12 protein-coding genes are annotated in these 12,585 nt (G+C 71.6%); 11 read left to right on the forward strand and 1 reads right to left on the reverse strand.

Annotated features, from left to right (window positions below; all coding sequences use genetic code 11):
• Nucleotides 1-12 precede the first annotated feature (12 nt).
• The 4 genes from moeB to D7Y04_RS23040 all read left to right on the forward strand — a co-directional run bounded on the left by moeB (nt 13) and on the right by D7Y04_RS23040 (nt 3,504).
• Nucleotides 13-1,173 (forward strand): molybdopterin-synthase adenylyltransferase MoeB, encoded by a 1,161-nt coding sequence (moeB, locus tag D7Y04_RS23025; protein WP_121760717.1) that lies wholly within the window; start codon nt 13-15, stop codon nt 1,171-1,173.
• 93 nt (nt 1,174-1,266) lie between these two features.
• Complete coding sequence (locus D7Y04_RS23030) at nt 1,267-1,692, forward strand: PilZ domain-containing protein (RefSeq protein ID WP_233601540.1); 426 nt, start codon at nt 1,267-1,269, stop codon at nt 1,690-1,692.
• Between the two features lie 57 nt (nt 1,693-1,749).
• Nucleotides 1,750-2,154: a cytidine deaminase gene (locus tag D7Y04_RS23035; RefSeq protein ID WP_120581430.1), complete on the forward strand. Its 405-nt coding sequence runs from the start codon at nt 1,750-1,752 to the stop codon at nt 2,152-2,154.
• Between the two features lie 12 nt (nt 2,155-2,166).
• Nucleotides 2,167-3,504, forward strand: a complete 1,338-nt coding sequence (locus tag D7Y04_RS23040; protein WP_120581427.1) for a 5'-deoxyadenosine deaminase — start codon at nt 2,167-2,169, stop codon at nt 3,502-3,504.
• Here the strand turns inward: D7Y04_RS23040 and D7Y04_RS23045 are convergent.
• Nucleotides 3,501-4,913, reverse strand: coding sequence for a sensor histidine kinase KdpD (locus tag D7Y04_RS23045; RefSeq protein WP_120600099.1), 1,413 nt, complete (start codon nt 4,911-4,913; stop codon nt 3,501-3,503). The genes D7Y04_RS23040 and D7Y04_RS23045 overlap by 4 nt on opposite strands.
• Nucleotides 4,914-5,196: 283 nt before the next feature.
• Between D7Y04_RS23045 and D7Y04_RS23050 the strand changes: the two genes are divergently transcribed.
• From D7Y04_RS23050 to D7Y04_RS23080, 7 genes are all read left to right on the forward strand, one after another.
• Complete coding sequence (locus D7Y04_RS23050) at nt 5,197-5,934, forward strand: PspA/IM30 family protein (protein WP_120581429.1); 738 nt, start codon at nt 5,197-5,199, stop codon at nt 5,932-5,934.
• A 33-nt stretch (nt 5,935-5,967) separates the two neighbouring features.
• Complete coding sequence (locus tag D7Y04_RS23055) at nt 5,968-7,155, forward strand: ABC transporter substrate-binding protein (protein ID WP_121760719.1); 1,188 nt, start codon at nt 5,968-5,970, stop codon at nt 7,153-7,155.
• A 31-nt stretch (nt 7,156-7,186) separates the two neighbouring features.
• Nucleotides 7,187-7,993 carry a hypothetical protein gene (locus D7Y04_RS23060; protein WP_120578191.1) on the forward strand — a complete coding sequence of 269 codons (807 nt, stop codon included), beginning with the start codon at nt 7,187-7,189 and terminating at the stop codon, nt 7,991-7,993.
• A 118-nt stretch (nt 7,994-8,111) separates the two neighbouring features.
• Nucleotides 8,112-9,758, forward strand: a complete 1,647-nt coding sequence (locus D7Y04_RS23065) for a hypothetical protein (RefSeq protein ID WP_121760720.1) — start codon at nt 8,112-8,114, stop codon at nt 9,756-9,758.
• Nucleotides 9,755-10,459: an ABC transporter ATP-binding protein gene (locus D7Y04_RS23070; protein WP_121760721.1), complete on the forward strand. Its 705-nt coding sequence runs from the start codon at nt 9,755-9,757 to the stop codon at nt 10,457-10,459. The genes D7Y04_RS23065 and D7Y04_RS23070 overlap by 4 nt, the downstream gene beginning before the upstream one ends.
• Nucleotides 10,456-11,742 (forward strand): ABC transporter permease, encoded by a 1,287-nt coding sequence (locus tag D7Y04_RS23075; protein WP_121760722.1) that lies wholly within the window; start codon nt 10,456-10,458, stop codon nt 11,740-11,742. The genes D7Y04_RS23070 and D7Y04_RS23075 overlap by 4 nt, the downstream gene beginning before the upstream one ends.
• Entirely contained in the window at nt 11,739-12,509 is a 771-nt protein-coding gene (locus D7Y04_RS23080; protein ID WP_121760723.1) for a hypothetical protein, read from the forward strand. Before D7Y04_RS23075 ends, D7Y04_RS23080 begins: the two co-directional genes overlap by 4 nt.
• Nucleotides 12,510-12,585 lie beyond the last annotated feature (76 nt).

The following is a 12,585-nucleotide window of genomic DNA, read 5'->3' on the forward strand; positions in this document are numbered from 1 at the left end:
TACGCAATCCCCATGGCCTCCACGTTCCGCGACCTGCTGTCGGAAGTGAAGAAGGAGATCCGCGAGGTCTCCCACGAGCACGTCCACCAGCTCCTGGGCTCGGGCGCGAAGGTGAAGCTCGTGGACGTGCGCGAGGCCGACGAATACGCGGGCGGCCGGCTCCCCGGCGCGGTGCACATCCCCCGGGGCTACCTGGAGCTGCGCATCGAGGAGAAGGCGGCCCGCGACGAGGAGCTGGTCCTCTACTGCGCGGGCGGCACCCGGTCCGCGCTCGCGGCCCGCACGCTGCGGGAGATGGGCTACACGCGCGTGTCCTCGCTCGCGGGCGGCTACAACCGCTGGAGCGACGCGGCCCTCCCGGTGGAGAAGCCCGTCGTCCTCTCCGCCGAGCAGAAGGAGCGCTACCGCCGCCACCTCATCCTCCCGGAGGTGGGGGAGGAGGGACAGGCGAAGCTCCTGAAGTCGAAGGTCCTGTTGCTGGGCGCGGGCGGGCTGGGCTCACCGGCGGCGCTGTACCTGGCCGCGGCGGGCGTGGGCACGCTGGGCGTGGTGGACGCGGACGTGGTGGACCTGAGCAACCTCCAGCGCCAGGTGCTGCACACCCTGGAGCGCCGGGGGCAGCCCAAGGTCCAGAGCGCGAAGACCGCCCTGGAGGCGCTCAACCCGGACGTGAAGGTGGTGCCGTTCCAGGAGCGGCTCACCACCGCCAACGTGGAGCGCATCCTCGCGGACTTCGACCTGGTGCTGGACGGCGGGGACAACTTCCCGACGCGCTACCTGCTCAACGACGCGTGCGTGCTCCTGGGCAAGCCCAACATCCACGGCTCCGTGTTCCGCTTCGAGGGGCAGGTGACCACCTTCCTGCCCGGCCAGGGGCCCTGCTACCGCTGCCTCTACCCCGCGCCGCCCCCGCCGGAGCTGGCGCCGTCGTGCGCGGAAGCCGGCGTGCTGGGCGTGCTGCCGGGGCTCATCGGGATGCTCCAGGCCACGGAGGCCCTCAAGCTGCTGCTCGGGGTGGGGGAGTCGCTGGTGGGGCGGCTGCTCACCTTTGACTCGCTGGGCACCCGCTTCCAGGAGCTCAAGCTGCGCCGCGACCCGGAGTGCCCCGTGTGCGCGCCGGGAGCGAAGGTGGAGCTCATCGATTACGAGCAGTTCTGCGCCACGGGGGCCTGAGCGGCGCCTGAGCCCCTGGGGGGATGCATTTTCAGGAGCAACTGGGTAGACGGGCCCGCGTATGATGCGCCGGCCTGGACCCGGGGGCGGTGGTTGAACGCGACCCGGGGCGGATACGAGAGCGGCAGCGGCAGGGAGACGACGGCGATGTCCGAGCAGAACGAGAACCAGGACTCCAGGGCAGGCGAGGACCGGCGCGATTCGCCCCGCGTTCCCATGCGTCTGAAGGTCCGGCGGGAGGGGGCGGATGCCTTCCTGGACCGCGCGGGGGATCTGTCCCTGGGCGGCGTGGGGTGGGTGGGAGAGGCGCTGGACCCGGGCCAGACCGTGGAGGTGCGCTTCGCGCTTCCCCCGTCCCTGGAAGAGGTGCAGGTGCGCGGCGAGGTGCTGCCCCCCAAGGCCGGTATGACGGGCCCGGTGGTGCGCGTGCGCTTCGTGGAGCTGCCGGTGGAGCTGGAGCTCGCCATCGCCCGGCACCTGGACGACCAGAGCAAGGACGAACCCCGGGGTGCCCGCTAGGGCATTCCCGGATGGACGCGGGCGCCGGTGGACGGCGCCTTCGCGAAGGAGGGCGTCATGGCGGAGGAGATTCCCTGGGAGCGGCTGTTCGAGGAGGCCCTGCGGGTGCGTCAGCGCGCGCACGTGCCGTACTCGAAGTTCCCCGTGGGGGCCGCCGTGCTCTACGCGGACGGCTCCATCGTGGCCGGCTGCAACGTGGAGAACGCCACCTATGGCCTCACCGTCTGCGCGGAGCGCAACGCGTTCGTCGCGGGCGTGGCCCAGGGCCGCGAGAAGCCGGTGGCCGTGGCCATCGTCGTGGACACCCCGGAGCCCTGTCCCCCGTGCGGCATGTGCCGCCAGGTGATGGCGGAGTTCGCCGGGCCTGACCTTCCGGTGCGAAGCCGCACCCTCAACGGGCAGGAGGCGCGCTACCCGCTCAGCGAGCTGCTGCCCCACGCCTTCACCCGTTCCTTCTTCTAGGACCTCCCTCACGTGGACTTGCTTCTCACTGGCGCCACCGTCGTCACCATGAACCGCGACCGCGAGGTGCTGCCTCGCGCGGACGTGCTCGTGCAGGACGGGCGCATCGCCAAGGTGGGCCGGGGCCTGAAGGTGAAGGGCGCCTGCCGCGTCCTGGACCTCGCAGGGCAGGTGGTGATGCCCGGCCTCATCCATGGCCACCTGCACGCCTGCCAGACGCTGTTCCGCGGCCACGCGGACAAGCGGGAGCTGCTCGACTGGCTGAAGGAGCGCATCTGGCCCATGGAGGCGGCGCACGACGCGGCGTCCCTGCGCGCCAGCGCGGACCTCACCTTCGCTGAGCTCATCCGCTCCGGCTCCACGGCGGCGCTCGACATGGGCACCGTGCACCACTACGACGCCGTCTTCGAGTCCGCGCGCGACAGCGGCTTCCGGCTCGTCGGTGGCAAGGCGATGATGGACTCCGGCGCGGAGGTGCCCGCCGGCCTGCGCGAGACGACCGCGGACTCCCTGTCGGAGAGCCTGGCGCTGATGGAGCGCTGGCACGGCACCCATGACAACCGCCTGCGCTACGCGTTCGCGCCGCGCTTCGCCCTGTCCTGCTCGCCGGAGCTGCTGCGGGAGGTGGGCCGGCTGTCGCGGGAGAAGGGCGTGCGCATCCACTCGCACGCCAGCGAGAACCGCACGGAGACGGACGTGGTCCGCCAGGTGACGGGCCAGGACAACATCGCCTTCTTCCACGGCCTGGGGCTCACGGGCCCCCAGGTCACGCTGGCTCACTGTGTGTGGGTGGAGGGCGAGGAGCAGCGGCTGTTGCGCGAGTCCGGCACGGTGGTGTGCCACTGCCCGGGCTCCAACCTGAAGCTCGCGTCGGGCTACGCGCGCGTGCCGGAGCTGCTGAAGGACGGCATCCCCGTGGCGCTGGGGGCGGACGGCGCTCCGTGCAACAACACGTTGGACCTGTTCCACGAGATGCGGCTCGCGTCCGTGCTGCACAACCCGCGCGTGGGCCCGGTGGCGATGACGCCCATGCACGTCCTGGAGATGGCCACGCTGCACGGCGCGCGCGCCCTGGGCCTGGAGGACGAGGTGGGCTCCGTGGAGGTCGGCAAGCGCGCGGACCTCACCGTGGTGGACACGCGCGGCTTCCACTTCTGCCCGCTGCCGGACGACGTCACGGGACCGCTGGTGTACTCGGCGCGCTCCACGGACGTGTCGCACGTGCTCATCGACGGCAAGCTGGTGCTGCGCGAGGGCGAGCTGACCACGCTGGACGCGAACACGGTGCTGGCCAACGCCCGCACGCAGGCGACGAAGCTCTTCGCCCGCGCGAAGCTGAAGGCGTCCTAGCGGCGCCAGGCGGCCGTCGGATCCAGCGACGGCTGCGAGGTCGGCTGGACCCGGGGCATGCGCAGCACGAAGGACGTGGCCCAGCCCTCCGCGTCCTCCACCGCCAGCCGTCCGCCGTGGGCTTCCGCCGCCAGCCGGGAGAAGTACAGCCCCAGGCCGTAGCCCCGGCGGCCCTCCTTCTCGCGGTGGCCCTGCACGTACTTGTCGAAGAGGGACTCGCGCGCCTCCGGCGGAATGGCGATGCCGTCGTTGCGCACCGCCAGCCACTGGAAGCCTTCCAGCTCACCGGCCTCCAGGCGCACCCGCCCGCCGGACGGGGCGTAGCGGAGCGCGTTGGTGGCCAGGTTCTCCACCACGCGGATGAGCAGGCCCGCGTCGCCCACCAGCTGGAAGCCCGGCGGGGACGACAGCTCCAGCTTGATTTTGCGCAGCCGGGCCGCGCCATCCAGGGAGCGGCGCACCTCGTCGAAGAGCGGCGCCACCGGGAAGGCCTGCTTGCGTGGGGACAGCCGGCCCTGCTCAAGCCGGGGCACGTCCAGCAGGTCGGAGATCATCCGGTCCAGGCGCGCGGTGACGGCCAGGCCCGTGCGCACGGATTCCACCATCGGCGTGCCGATGGGCAGCTCCTGCTCCATCCACGACAGCGACAGCGTCACGGCGGACAGCGGCGAGCGCAGGTCGTGCACCAGGAACTGCATCAGCTGCTCCTGGTGGGCCTGCACCGCTTCCAGCTGGGCGTTGCGCGCGTGGGCTTCGGACAGCATCCGCTCGATGGTGCGGTGGGCGTCCTCCACCTCGTGGGTGCGGCGGGCCCCCAGCTGCCGGGCCACCTCCGCGTGCGACAGGTCCATGGCCAGCTGCCGCAGCCGCCCGGTGCCGTAGTGGCTCACCGCCGCCACCAGCACCAGCGTCACCGCCGCCACGGCCATGGCGCCCGGGCTCACGCCCGCCTGGTACATGAGGACGGCCTGGGCCAGCGACGCCAGGCCCGCCGCGCCGTAGACGAGCCAGGGCATCAGCTCCAGGCCGGACAGCGCCACCACCAGCGCGAACAGCCCCAGGCTGAAGCCCGCCACGCCCGCGGGGAAGGGCGACACCGGCAGGGCCAATTGCTGGAGCCCGAACACCAGCCCCACGTCCACCAGCGACTGCACGACGCCCAGCTGCTTCGTCAGGGGCCTGGCGCGCAGCGCGAACAGCAGCGCCACCACGCCGCCGTAGCAGAGCAGGAGGGGCGGGTAGTGGGCCCAGTCCCGGGCGCCCGTCAGCCACAGCCCCAGGCTGACGGCGAAGAACACGACCGTGCCCACCAGCCGCACCGCCGCCCCGGCGCCCAGGACGCGCCGCCGTTGGGCGGCCACCACCCGCGCGAGCTCGTCTTCAAAGGCAACGGGAGGAGTCGGGTCCATGCGACACGTTCGTTTTCCCCGCTTCCTCCCCACCCGGCAAGTTCATGGCCACAGCGTCTTTCGCGACCCCGGGTGGCCCCTTTAAGGGACAGGGAGTGGCGAATGGGGGCCGGACCGGTGGCCCTGGACCCGGCCGGGCTGGCGGGCGGTGGCTGTTCCGGAGCAATCATCCGTTCCGGGCGGGCGTAGTCACGGTGACACGCGCCTTGCGGCCGGATGCTTGTGGGCGTCGGAGTTCGTGTAAGGTGACTGGGATTACGCACAGGCGGAGGTGAGAGCCGACATGTGGCAGCGATTCAAGAGAGCGATGCGGAGCTTCGCGGGCTTCTTCGTCTCCTCCATCGAGGATCCGGAGCTGATTCTCGAGCAGAACATCCGTGACCTGAACGATCAGGTCCCCAAGATGAACGAGTCCATCGCCATGGTCCGGGCGAATGTGACGCTGCTCGAGAAGGAGAACATGAAGTACCAGCAGGACGTGCGGGAGCTGACCGCCAAGGTCAAGGCCGCCATCCAGGCGGGCCGTGACGACCTGGCCGGCACCTACGCGACCAAGCTGCAGGGGGAGAAGGAAGCCCTCGCGCGCAACCAGCAGCAGCTGGATATCGCGAAGCAGGCCTACGAGAAGGCCCTGAACGTCAAGAAGGCGTTCATGCGCGAGAAGGACCGGAAGACGCAGGAGGCGATGAACGCCGTCCGGGACGCGCGTCGCGCCAAGTGGCAGGCGAAGGTCGCCGACACCATGGAGTCCTTCACCGTCGCGGGCGTGGACTCCACGCACGACGAGATGCTCCGCAAGGTCCAGGAGAAGACGGCCATCAACGAGGCGCGCATGCAGATGGCGCTGGAGTCGGTGGACCACCAGGCCGCGGCCATCGAGGAAGAGGCGGAGAAGATCCAGGGCGACGAGCTGGTGAAGCAGTTCAAGATGGAGATGGGCCTGATGGACAGCCCCGCGCCGGTGTCGGACGTGGGTGCCGGTCCGGAAAAGACCATCGGCAAGAAGGTGGAGATCAAGTAGGTCTCCCCCCATGAAAGGGGCCGGCGCACACGGATGAAGCTGCACCGCGGACCCGGCCTCTTTCTCTTCCTCGCGCTCTGTGTCCTGGGCGCGGGGTACGTGTTCGCCTCGCGGGCGGGTTACCTCGACCGCCTGCAGGCGCGCTTCTTTCCCTCCACCCGTGAAGCGGTGCGGCTGTCCCCGGGCGATTTCCCGGCGGGCGTCGCGGCCCCGGTGGCGGACGTGGCATCGGTGCCGCTCAGGCCCGTGCTCATCGGCTTCACCCCGCGCGGGTCCGCCTCCGCGCTGCTCGTGGCCGCAGGTGGTGCCACCACCCTGGACAACCCCGCCACTCCTCCGGGCGCCGCGCAGGGCCTGCTCAAGACGGCCTACGCGCTAGACGCCCGCGCGGTGCTCTTCGCGCGCGAGGAGGAGCTGAAGCAGGCCCTGTCCGTGGGCGCGGAGAATGGCGGCGTGGACATGGCGGCCCTGTCGGTGGACCGGCTCGCGTCCTGGGCGCCCACCTTGAGGGACGCGGCGCCGCGCACGGTGCTGCTCGTGGGACGCAGCCGGGGCCAGGAGGCCATGGCGGCGGTGGGCGTGCCGGACCTGGCCAGCCTGCGAGGCAAGCGGGTGGGCGTGTATCCGGGCGGCTCGTCGCATTACTTCGCCTTGTGGATTCTGGCGCGCGCGGGGCTGCGCACCTCCGACGTGCGTTGGGTGGACCTGCCCTCCACGCTGGACGCGGGCCGGGCTTTGCGAGAGGGGCGGGCGGACGTGGTGGTGGGGCTGTGGGGCGACGTGGAGCTGGCGGCGCGCGACCGGGGCGGCAAGGTGCTGGCCACCACGGCGGACGCGCCGCACCTGTTGGCCACGGTGCTGGTGGCCCGGGGCGACTTCGCGGCGCGCTACCCGGACGCGGTGCGGCGGGTGCTCCGGGGGCTCTTGGACGCGGGGCAGGGCGTGCTCAAGTCCCCGGCGGCCGGGGCGCGGCTTCTGGGAGAGGTGGCGCCCTACCTGGGAGACCCCTCGGAGGCCATCCGCAGCGCGCCGCCCGCGACGCTGGCGGACAATCGGGCCTTCTTCGGACTTTCCGGCGAGGCTCCGGTTACCTATGACGAGCTCTTCCAGAGCGCCGCGGCGCTCTTCCAGAAGCTCAATCGTGGGACGGTGCCCCCTCCGGCGGAGGACACGCGGGACCTGGGCGCGCTGAAGTACGTCTCCGAGGCGCGGGGGCCCTGAAGCGGGCCGGAAGAGGGAAGGGGAGTCGGACGTGGCGAAGACACCGAACTACATCAAGGCCGCGTTCCTTCTGCCGGCCAACCTGGTGGGGCTGACGACGGCGGCCATGTCCAGCGCCGTGACGCAGGAGCCGCTGCCCATGATGGTGGCGCTGGGCGTGGAGGGCGTCTACCTGGCCGTCGTGTCGTCCATGAAGCGCTTCCAGCGCGCCGTGCGGGCGCAGCAGCCGGACAACCCGGAGGCCGCGCGCGCGGCGGTGGACTCGCTGCTCGCGGACCTGGCGCCGTCGCAGCGTGACCACTACCAGCAGCTGGTGGGGCTGAAGGAGAAGATCCTCGCCAACTACCGCAAGCTGCCCGGCGGGCGGGTGCTGGCGGCGGACAGCGAGCCCAAGCTGGACGCGCTGCTCACGTCCTTCCTGCGGCTCATCTCCGCGCTCAACCAGTACCGCACGTACCTCAGCGGGTCCGACCGGGAGCACCTGACCTCCGAGGTGGCGGCGCTGGAGGCGGAGGTCGCCGGGGAAGCCAACCCGCGCCTCAAGGACGTGAAGGGCAAGCGCGTGGAGATTCAGCGCAAGCGCCTGATGCGCTTCGAGCAGGCGGGCGAGAGCCGCGAGGTGGTGAGCCACCAGCTGGCCGGCATCGAGGACCTGATGCGGCTGACGCACGAGCAGTCCATCGCCATCCGCGACCCGGAGAGCGTCAACCGGCAGCTGGACGTGCTCTCCGCGGAGACGGAGGCCACGGACGAGACCGTGCGCCAGATGGAGCGCTTCCTCGACTTCACCGAGGAGACCTCCGCGCCCCTGCCGCATGGCGGCACGCGCGTGCGGTAGGGCGGGCACGGGCCCGAACGGGCACCTGTTCACCGTGGCACCTTGCGGCACCGGCGGGGGCCTGTGACGGAGCACGAATAGATTGACTCTCCGCCGCAGGCATCCTGTCCTGCCGCCCATGCTCCGCCGCGTTGGATTCCTCCCGTTGGTCCTGCTGTTGGTCGTGTTCGCCGGCTGCTCGCGCTGCGGGAAGGAGGCGGCCGGGCCCGCGGATTCGCCCCGGGGCGTGTCGCGCTACCTGCCGCGCACCGCGCAGGCGGCCGTCGTCATCGACGACCTGGGCACGCTGGGCGAGAAGCTCGCGCGCTTCCAGAACCTCAAGGTGGCCTCGTTCGTCGCGCAGCTGCAGAACTTCCCCTCCGCGGAGCGCTACGTGTCCGCGGTGATGCGTCAGGTGGGCGTGGACCTGCGCAGCCGCAAGGCGCTGGAGGACGCGGGCATCGACCCGAAGCGCGGCGCGGGCGCGGCCTTCTTCGGGGGCATGCAGGCGGTGTCCGTCATCGGCGTGAAGGACGCGGACAAGCTGAAGACGACCTTCGCCACCTTCGCCCGCACGCGCCTGGGCGCTTCGGAGGAGAAGGACACGAAGACGGACGCCGGGCGGCTCGTCACCTTCAACCGTCCGGGCTCCACGACGCCCATGCTGGGCATGCTCTTCCTCCCGCACGACCTGGTGCTCCTGGGCGGAGGCGCGTCGGTGGCGCGGCTGACGGAGCTGGCGGTGCTGCCGGAGGAGCAGTCCCTGGCGAAGGAGCCGGTGCTGGAGGCGTCCCTCAAGCGGCTCTCCGGCGACCGCGACTTCCACGTGTGGCTGCCGGGCGGCATGGGCCTGCTGCCCGCGGGCAGCGTGCAGGGCATCACCTTCACGGGCCACGTCGAGGAGCGCGCGGTGACGCTGCGCGCGGACGCGCCGTGGCCGGACACGCAGGCGTCGCTCGCGGCGCTGGAGCCCAAGGGCGGTGAGTCGCTCGCGGGCTGGCTGCCGCAGGACAGCTTCTTCGTGGCGCGCTTCCGCGGCGACCCGGCGCAGCTGGACGGCGTGTGGCCGTACCTGGCCGGCTCGCAGGTGACGCGCGCGGTGCAGGAGGCGGGCTTCAACGTGAAGACGGAGGTGCTGGACAACCTCAAGCCGGGCATGGTGCTCGCGCTGTCGCTGTCGCCCAACGTCAACCTGTCCTCGGGCATGCCGGACCTGGACCTGCGGCGCACCAACCCCTTCCGCTTCGTCAACCTGGTGGCGCTCGCGGAGGTGAAGGACGTGGCCAAGGGGCAGGCCACACTGGACAAGGTGCCCGGCTTCGCGGGCGGCTTCGGCGCGAAGGTGGAGCCCACGGACGTGAGCGGCCAGAAGGCGTACCTCACGTCGTACCGCGCGGGTGAGGGCGCGCACTTCGCGCTGTCCAAGGACGGCAAGCTGCTGCTCGCGGCGCCCAAGGCGCGCCTGGAGTCCACCCTGGCCTCGTTCGCGCAGCCGGCCGGTACGGGCCCCGTGTCCGAGGACCTGAAGTCCGTGGGCAAGGACGCCGCGCTGGTGGTGCTGCTGGACCTGCGCCGGCTGGCGGACGCGGTGAAGGCGCTGCCCTCCGCCGCGTGGGGCATTGGCGGCTTCGCCATCAAGGCCACCACGGTGCGCTGGCTGGATGCCACGGACGACCTGCGCGCGGTGACGATGGCCCTGTCGCGCAAGGACAAGGCGCTGCAGGCGGAAGTCTCCCTGCGGCTCACTCCCGCGCCCGCCACCACCACGACCCCGGCCACGCCTTGATCCGCGCGCGAGATGTCGTGAAGGAATACGAGGACGGCGAGGGCTCGCGCGTGCGCGTCCTGGACGGCGTGTCGCTGGACGTGGAGGCGGGGGACTTTGTCGCGGTGGTGGGCGCCTCCGGCAGCGGCAAGTCCACGCTGCTGCACCTGTTGGGCGGCCTGGACGTGCACTACCAGGGGCAGGTGGAGGTGGGCGGCGTGAAGCTCACCGGCCTGCGCGACAAGGAGCTGGCGCGCTTCCGCAACACGCACGTGGGCTTCGTCTTCCAGTCCTTCCACCTCATCCCCAACCTGTCCGCGCTGGAGAACGTGCTGTTGCCCTCGCACTTCGGTCCGGCCACGGCGGACGGGCGCAAGCGCGCGAGCCAGTTGCTGGAGCGCGTGGGCCTGGGCTCCAAGCAGGACCGCGCGCCGGTGCGGCTGTCCGGCGGCGAGCGTCAGCGCGTGGCCATCGCCCGGGCCCTCTTCGGCGGCCCGAAGTTGCTCCTGTGCGACGAGCCCACGGGCAACCTGGACGCGGCCACCGGCGCGGGCGTCATCCAGCTCTTCCAGGAGCTGCACAAGGAAGGGCTCACGGTGCTGACCGTCACCCACGAGGAGCGCATGAGCGCGGTGGCGCGGCGGGTGCTGCGGCTCAAGGACGCGCGGCTGGTGGATGAATCCCCCGCGTCGGAAGCCCTGGCGTCGCGAGGTGCCCCGTGAGGTTCGACGCACTGTCGCGACTGGTGAGGTTGTCCCTCGCGCGCGAACGCAAGGGCGCGTTCTTCTCCGCCTTCGGCGTGGCCATGGGCGTGGGCGCGCTGGTGTTCTTCGTGGGCCTGGGCCTGGGCGTGGGGAGCGTCATCCGCGAGCGCATCTTCCCCACGGATGCGCGGCTGGTGGACGTGGTGCCCCCGGCGGTGTCGCTGGGGCTGCTGGGCGGCGGCAAGCTGGACACGGCCGCGGTGGAGCGCCTGGCCGCGCTGCCCGGCGTGGAGACGACGTACCGGAAGATGAACGTCCGCGTGCCGGCGGTGACTCGCTACGACGGCGTCTTCTTCGGCTCGCGCCTGCGCATGGGCATGGAGGTGCTCGCGGTGGGCGTGGACCCCGGCCTGGTGCAGAAGGACGTGGGGCTGCCGGAGGCGAAGGACTTCAAGGACCCGGGGGAGGGCAAGGCCATCCCCGCGCTCATCTCCACGCGCCTGTTGGAGCTGTACAACAAGACGTTCGCGCCCGCGCGCAAGCTGCCGCAGCTGTCCGCGGAGATGCTCATCGGTTTCGGCTTCCCGGTGGAGTTCAACCGCTCCTACGTGGCCGCCACGTCCGGCGGACCCAGCACCACGCAGCAGGCGCAGGTGGTGGGCGCGTCCGACCGGGCCATGCTCGCGGGCATCACCATCCCGCTGGACACGGCGGTTCGCATCAACCGCGCTTCCGGCGCGGACGCGGACAGCTACTCCGGCGTCACGCTGGTGGCCGCGGACCCTTCACGCGTCCCGGAGCTGGTGGAGGCGGTGAAGGGGATGGGCTTTGAAATCGATGATCAGGAGCGCCGGATGGCGGAGAACGCGGGCGCGGCGGTGGCGCTCACCACGTCCGCGCTGGCGCTGCTCTCCATCCTCATCTGCGTGCTGGCCGCGGTGAACATCGCCCACGCCATGTCCTCGTCCGTACGAGCTCGGGCGAAGGAGATTGGCGTGATGCAGGCGGTGGGCGCCTCGCGCGCGGATGTGCGCGCCATCGTGCTGGCGGAGGCCGGCGTGGTGGGCGTGCTGGGTGGCGCGGCGGGCACGGCGGCGGCGCTGTTGCTGGCCTTCATCGTGGACCGGCTCGCGAAGGGCTACCTGCCCAACTTCCCCTTCAAGCCGGAGAGCTTCTTCTCCTTCCCCGCGGCAGTGGTGCTGGGCGGGGTGCTGCTGGGACTCGTGGCCGCGCTCGCCGGGGCGTACTTCCCCAGCCGCCGCGCCGCCGCCACGGATCCGGCGAGGACGTTGGCGGGATGAGCGGCCCTTCTCGCAAGTCGCTCCTGACCAACGTCGTGTGTCTGGGGGCCATCGGGTGGATCTACGGGGGCGACCTCTCGGATGCCCTGCGCGCCCGGACCGAGGAGGTCTCCGCGCTCCTGACGCCGCCGTCCGCCGTGCGCGCGAGCATCGTGCTCGGGCTCGCGGGCGCGGGCCTGGCCGTGTTCCTCGCCGGACTGCTGCGCAAGAAGCCGGAGGGCTTCAAGGGCTACCGGCTCCTGCCCATCCTGCTCGTGGTGGCGCTCTTCGTGGACCTGGTGCTCGCGGAGAGCCGCACGCCGCTGGACCCGCCGGAGATGGCCGCCGTGGCGCTGCAGCGCTTCCAGGGCGAGGCCCAGAAGCTGGCCACGGTGGAGTCCGTGCCCTCGCGATCCCAGGTGCTACAGCCCCTGGTGGACGCGCTGGGCTCTCCGCCGTACCTGGAGCGCGGGGCGTCGGTGCCGGCCTATACACTCCAGGTGCGCTCGGACTGCGAGGGCCCGGTCCGTGACGCGCCCGGCACCCGGGCCGGCACGCTGCTCTACTGCGTGGCCCGGGACGGCAAACAGGCCTGGGTGACGCTGGTGGGGCTGCCCGCCGAGGTGCGCTTTGGTGCGCCTTCCGTGCTCTCCCAGCGGGGCGAGCCGCGCGTGGCCGTCGTGCGTGCACAGATCCCCGCGGATCCCGAGGAAAATGACGTCCTGCCGGGCATTGACCTGGAGATCCCCACCGTGGATGGGGGCGCGGTGACGGCCCCTTCGCCCTGAGTCGGGGTCGCCTGGGGAGCAAGCGGGCGGAAATAGGTCCGCGCGCGCGGTTGACCCTGCGGAGCCGCGATCGATA

It is taken from the genome of Corallococcus sp. AB038B (assembly GCF_003668955.1).
Taxonomy (GTDB): Bacteria; Myxococcota; Myxococcia; order Myxococcales; family Myxococcaceae; genus Corallococcus; species Corallococcus exiguus.